Below are 5,378 nucleotides of genomic sequence, written 5' to 3'. Positions count from 1 at the left end.
GGCTTTACCCCAGAAGAAGGCTCCCAAGAGGCGGAGCTATACGAGCGCTACCTTAAACCACAAGATTGGTTGAAGCTCGAAAGCTAATCTTTATTACGCATATTATTGGCAAGCTGCGAAATGGCCTGAAATATCACTTGTTGATGTTCAGGCTTTTTTATTGCCTCAGCAATGGCTTGCTCCATACAGGTTAACCATTGATCAACCATCGTTTGGTCAATATCAAACGGCATATGCCGTGCCCGTAATGCCGGGTGGCCATACTTTTGCTGATAAAGCTGTGGGCCACCTAACCAGCCACTTAAAAACTCAAATAACTTTTGTTGTGAATCTTTAATTGGAGCGCGATGAATAGCTAGTAGCGGCTGTGTGTCTTCACGGCTTTGCATCTGCTGGTAAAAGTTTTGGGCAATTAAGCGAATGGTCTTCTCGCCACCAATTAAATCATAGGCATTGGACTGATTTGGATCTCGGTCATCAGGTTGCGCCTTATTGCTAAAAAGTTTTTTTAACCAATTCATGGTATCGACACTGAGTACAAGTAATGAAAGTGGCTTGATTATAACGATTAATCCCGTTTATATCTCTCGCTTTACTAAGCCATAAACATATTTTGTTAATGTTTTGCTAAATCTATCTGTTGTGATGTCAGATGCTTATCGGATAACTTAGGCGTTCTAATAACAATAATAACAATAATAACGAGGACCGAGATCATGGCCAAGATGGCACCAAGATTAATTGTAATTGCGATTTCAACAGCCCTGCTTGGCTGTAACTCAGCCCAGCAAGACCCTAAAGTTAGTATTAATAAAAATCCCTACCCAAGTACTTACCAAGTGATGCCAAGAACATCGACCTTGCTGATTAACGCTACTGTGCTAACAGGTACAGGTGAAAGAATCGACGGCGCTGATGTCCTAATGATGGATGGCAAAATTAATGCGGTTGGCAGGCAATTAAGTCAAGACAATGTCACTGTGATTGATGCTAGCGGTAAATGGATAACCCCAGGTATTGTAGATGTTCACTCACACCTTGGCGTGTATCCAAGCCCTAGCGCAGATGCCCATGGCGATGGCAACGAAGTGACCTCTCCCAATACCGCTGAAGTGTGGGCAGAGCATAGCGTATGGCCGCAAGATCCGGGGTTTAATCGTGCCCGTGAAGGTGGTATCACCACTTTACAAATCTTACCTGGCTCTGCCAATTTAATTGGTGGTCGCGGGGTGACCTTAAAAAACATCCCAGCAACCACCATGCAAGGCATGAAGTTCCCCCAAGCCCCTTATGGATTGAAAATGGCCTGTGGTGAAAACCCTAAAGGTGCCTATGGCAGAAAGCGTAAAGAAGCGCCCATGACCCGAATGGGTAATATGGCGGGTTATCGTCAAGCTTTCATTGAGGCCACTGAGTACAAGCGAGCTTGGGATAAATATGATGCGGATTATGCTGCTGGTTTAAACCCATCAGCGCCAGAGCGAGATCTTACCAAAGACACTTTACGCGGCGTGTTAGAGGGTGACATTTTAATTCATAACCATTGTTATAAAGCGGAAGAAATGGCGATGATGGTGGATTTAGGCAAAGAGTTTAACTATCACTCCGGTACATTCCACCATGCAATTGAAGGTTATAAAATAGCTGAGTTGTTAGCTGAAAATGGTAACTGCGCCGCAATGTGGCCTGATTGGTGGGGCTTTAAAATGGAAGCCTATGACATGGTGGTTGAAAATGCAGCCATCGTAGATGCGGTTAACAACTCCTGCGCTGTGGTGCATTCCGACTCTAGCGTGACCATTCAGCGCCTTAACCAAGAAACCGCCAAAATTATGCATAGTGCTAATCAAAACGGTTTTGATCTAAAAGAAGAACACGTTATTGGTTGGATCACCTCGAATGCGGCCAAGTCATTAGGTATTGCAGATAAAACCGGTTCCCTTGAAGTGGGTAAAAACGCCGATGTGGTAATTTGGAATAGCAATCCATTTAGTGTGTATGCCAAAGCTGAGCAAGTGTTTATCGATGGCGCCAAAGTATTTGATCATCAAGACGATGCTTACCGCGCTAAAAGTGATTTCATGCTAGGTCAACAATAAGGAGCAATACAATGAAAAAGTTTAACCAATCACTGGTCGTTGGCGCTATGCTCGCGAGTTTGACCCCAATCATCGCGTCTGCTGCAACCACGGCAATTACTAATGTTAAGGTATATACCTCAACTGAACAGGGCGTACTTGATAGTGCTACGGTTGTCATTGAAGATGGCCACATCATCGCTGTAAATGCCAAGCAATCAAATGACTCAGCAGTTATTGCGGATAATATTATTGATGCAAAAGGCAGTGTATTAACCCCAGGCTTTATTGGCTCAATGAACTACTTAGGTTTGGTGGAAATCGGTCAAGAAAAAATAACCCGTGATGTTAATGCTAAAGACGCTGATATCAGCTTCGACCCAAGCTTAGCCTTTAACCCTAAAAGTAGCGCAATTGCCTTTGCCCGCAAAGGCGGCATTAGCCGCAATATCGTGGTACCAGGTGGTGGAGAATCAATTTTTTCAGGCCAAGCTATTGAAGTCGAGCTAACAGGACACTGGGATAGTGTGGTCGCAACTGAAAAAGCCGTATTGGTGCAGTTAGGCGCAGTGCATGAAGGCTCACGTATTATCGGTATGCAACAACTGATTAATAAACTTGAAGCAAGACAAACAGCTTTAGCTGCGGATAAACAAGCTGATGCTAAAAAAGCCGATGCGACAAAACCGCCAAGCAAAGAAGAGTTACTACTCAATGCTGTACTTGCAGGTGATATCACTATGGTGGTTGATGTCGACAGAGCCAGTGACATCTTGCAACTAATTAACTTAAAAGCTCGCTTTAACCTCGATTTGGTATTACTTAAAGCTGCCGATGCTATTGTGGTTGCAGAGCAATTGGCCGCCGCAAACATACCTGTGGTGATGGACGCGATGCGCAATTTACCTGAAAGTTTTGACTCTTTACATAATTCACTGGATAACGCCGGAAAATTAAGTAAAGCTGGGGTCAAAGTGATACTGGCGACACCGGGTGATGCCCATGGCATTTATGGTTTACGTTACGCAGCAGGTAATGCGGTTGCCAATGGCATGGATTATAATCAAGCCATGGCGTCAATAACCGCTAATGTTGCTGATATCTTCCATCTAGATGCTGGTCGCATTGCCACAGGAAAACCTGCAGATATGGTGCTTTGGAGCGGTGATCCATTTGAGTACAGTAGTGCGATTCAAACAATGTGGATTAACGGTGAAGTGCAAAACATGCAAAGTCGCCAAGATGAGCTACGCGACCGCTATATTCAGAAGTCGACTATGCCACAAGCTTATACTCAATAAGCCATGCTCATAAGTTGAATTAATAATTAGGGAATAGAGAAAGTTAATGACCGATAAGTATGCAGTATTTGGCAATCCAATTGCACAAAGTAAATCGCCATTCATTCATACTGAGTTTGCGCGTCAAACTGGACAGGACATTAGCTATCAAGCAATTCTTGCACCTGTGGATCAGTTTTCTCAGTCCCTAATGGCTTTTTTCAATGACGGTGGCAAAGGCGCCAATGTAACCGCGCCTTTTAAAGAGCAAGCTTATGCCATATGTGATGAGTTAAGTGATCTTGCAAAACTGGCAGGAGCCGTGAATACCCTTATCTATTTAACTGATGGACGCATTCGTGGTGACAATACCGATGGTATTGGCTTAGTAAACGATGTCATGCAGCACTTTGGTGCTTTAAAGGGTAAACGCGTATTGTTAATCGGAGCGGGTGGCGCAGCACGGGGTTGCCTTAAACCATTACTAGAATCACAGGCTCAAGTAACCATATGTAATCGCACCTATGCTAAAGCGCAAACCTTGCAAGCTATTTTCGCTGAGTATGGACGTGTGCAGGCAACTCCCATCGATGAGCTCAATAACAGCTTTGATATTGTGATTAATTCGACTTCAGCCGGATTAGCTGGTGAGTTGATTAAATTACCTGAACAGATCATAGCAAGTCACACCAACTGCTATGACATGTCATATGGTGCTGAGACTACCTTATTTAACCAATGGGCATTAGCAAACGGCGCGCAATCCGTTGCCGATGGTTTGGGAATGCTGGTGGGACAAGCTGCACAAAGCTTTTATATTTGGCGCGGTGTTAAACCGGCTACTCAAGCTATTCATCAAACGCTAAGAGCACAACTTAAATAAACCAATAAAACACCGAGTACTCAAGATGAACCAAAGTGTAATATTTACCGATCTCGTTGAATGGAATACTCAACAACAAACAATGCTGTTTAGTGCTCAAGTGCAAGGCATGAATATCAATTGCATTGTTAGCAAGGAAAAGTTGTTACAGCTAATAAGCAGTGAACAAACTGCAGCTGAACAACCTATGCAAGCAGAACAGGCATTAGCAATATTCGAACGAGTACGTTTTGATCTAGAAGATATAGCCGAAGAGATGATAGAAGCAGAAGAATTTGATCCGCAGGGAAACATTACTATATAAGAGTCTTATCGCTCTACACAATTAATTATAGCCCTACTAGCTATTTCTATCATAATAGTAGGGCACAATTATAATTATCTTGTAGTCTGCAGATCTACTAAGTATTCATTTTTCAATCTGACATAGTTATCAGCTGATTGTGGTAAGAAAGCTATTTCATTATCAGTTAAGGGGCGAACCTGTTTACAAGGGCTTCCTACATAAAGAAAACCACTTTGCAGTACTTTCCCTGGTGGCACTAAAGAACCTGCGCCGATAATCACATCATCCTCAACAATCGCACCATCCAATAAAATGGCTCCCATGCCAACCAAGACCCGATTACCAACCGTGCAACCGTGCAGCATAGCTTTATGACCAATAGTGACATCATCACCAATGATCAGCGGATTACCCTCAGGCTTTGATGGAGACTTGCGGGTCACATGAAGAACTGAACCATCCTGCACATTACTGCGCTTGCCAATACGAATAATGTTCACGTCACCACGGGCAGCGACCATAGGCCAAATACTCGCATCATGGTCTAGGGTGATATCACCCACTAAAACAGCTGCACTATCTACATAGACATTATCTGCCAATTGAGGATGAATACCTTGATAACAACGAATAGAGCTAAACATATAAAATCCCTGATTTGTTTAATTGCACCCAGTATAAAGCCAAAAAGTCGCTGTTGGGGGCTAAAAATGCATAAAAACTAGCTGATTAGTTTAAAATCCCAGCAAGCAAACAGGTAAAGGCGTTTTTATGCATAAAAGCCCTTGCGCTAAATCTTAACTTGCCTATAATGCGCATCCACTGACACGGCGACAGGCCAATAGCCTCAA

The 5,378-nt window shown here is 43.3% G+C and carries 6 protein-coding genes; 4 read left to right on the top strand and 2 right to left on the bottom strand.

The window, feature by feature from the left end; translation table 11 throughout:
- Positions 1 to 83: 83 nt before the first annotated feature.
- Complete coding sequence (locus Q4546_RS18900; protein ID WP_102436288.1) at positions 84 to 521, bottom strand: group II truncated hemoglobin; 438 nt, start codon at positions 519 to 521, stop codon at positions 84 to 86.
- Between the two features lie 195 nt (positions 522 to 716).
- Here Q4546_RS18900 and Q4546_RS18895 point away from each other — a divergent pair, with 195 nt between their 5' ends.
- The 4 genes from Q4546_RS18895 to Q4546_RS18880 are packed head-to-tail and all read left to right on the top strand — an operon-like array spanning position 717 to position 4,545.
- Positions 717 to 2,099: an amidohydrolase gene (locus Q4546_RS18895; protein WP_102531182.1), complete on the top strand. Its 1,383-nt coding sequence runs from the start codon at positions 717 to 719 to the stop codon at positions 2,097 to 2,099.
- 11 nt (positions 2,100 to 2,110) lie between these two features.
- On the top strand, positions 2,111 to 3,379 hold the full coding sequence (locus tag Q4546_RS18890; protein ID WP_102436284.1) for an amidohydrolase family protein: 1,269 nt from the start codon (positions 2,111 to 2,113) through the stop codon (positions 3,377 to 3,379).
- Positions 3,380 to 3,425: 46 nt separating this feature from the next.
- Positions 3,426 to 4,241, top strand: a complete 816-nt coding sequence (gene aroE / locus Q4546_RS18885; RefSeq protein ID WP_102475880.1) for a shikimate dehydrogenase — start codon at positions 3,426 to 3,428, stop codon at positions 4,239 to 4,241.
- Positions 4,242 to 4,266: 25 nt separating this feature from the next.
- Complete coding sequence (locus tag Q4546_RS18880; protein ID WP_102436280.1) at positions 4,267 to 4,545, top strand: DUF1488 domain-containing protein; 279 nt, start codon at positions 4,267 to 4,269, stop codon at positions 4,543 to 4,545.
- A gap of 74 nt (positions 4,546 to 4,619) precedes the next feature.
- Here Q4546_RS18880 and Q4546_RS18875 read toward each other — a convergent pair whose 3' ends face one another.
- The gene (locus Q4546_RS18875; protein WP_303446839.1) at positions 4,620 to 5,171 is read right to left on the bottom strand and encodes a gamma carbonic anhydrase family protein; all 552 of its coding nucleotides are present in this window, start codon (positions 5,169 to 5,171) and stop codon (positions 4,620 to 4,622) included.
- Positions 5,172 to 5,378: the final 207 nt, after the last annotated feature.

The organism is Shewanella sp. 4_MG-2023, from assembly GCF_030548015.1.
GTDB lineage: Bacteria > Pseudomonadota > Gammaproteobacteria > Enterobacterales > Shewanellaceae > Shewanella.
The sequence above is the reverse complement of the archived record's forward strand: the minus strand, read 5'-3'. Positions and strand labels throughout refer to the sequence as shown.

What these genes read in the sequence shown, in the direction of transcription:
- aroE (WP_102475880.1), top strand. Translation starts at nt 3,426, where the DNA reads ATGACCGATAAGTATGCAGTATTTGGCAATCCAATTGCACAAAGTAAA.
- Q4546_RS18880 (WP_102436280.1), top strand. Translation starts at nt 4,267, where the DNA reads ATGAACCAAAGTGTAATATTTACCGATCTCGTTGAATGGAATACTCAA.
- Q4546_RS18875 (WP_303446839.1), bottom strand. Translation starts at nt 5,171, where the DNA reads ATGTTTAGCTCTATTCGTTGTTATCAAGGTATTCATCCTCAATTGGCA.
- Q4546_RS18895 (WP_102531182.1), top strand. Translation starts at nt 717, where the DNA reads ATGGCCAAGATGGCACCAAGATTAATTGTAATTGCGATTTCAACAGCC.
- Q4546_RS18900 (WP_102436288.1), bottom strand. Translation starts at nt 521, where the DNA reads ATGAATTGGTTAAAAAAACTTTTTAGCAATAAGGCGCAACCTGATGAC.
- Q4546_RS18890 (WP_102436284.1), top strand. Translation starts at nt 2,111, where the DNA reads ATGAAAAAGTTTAACCAATCACTGGTCGTTGGCGCTATGCTCGCGAGT.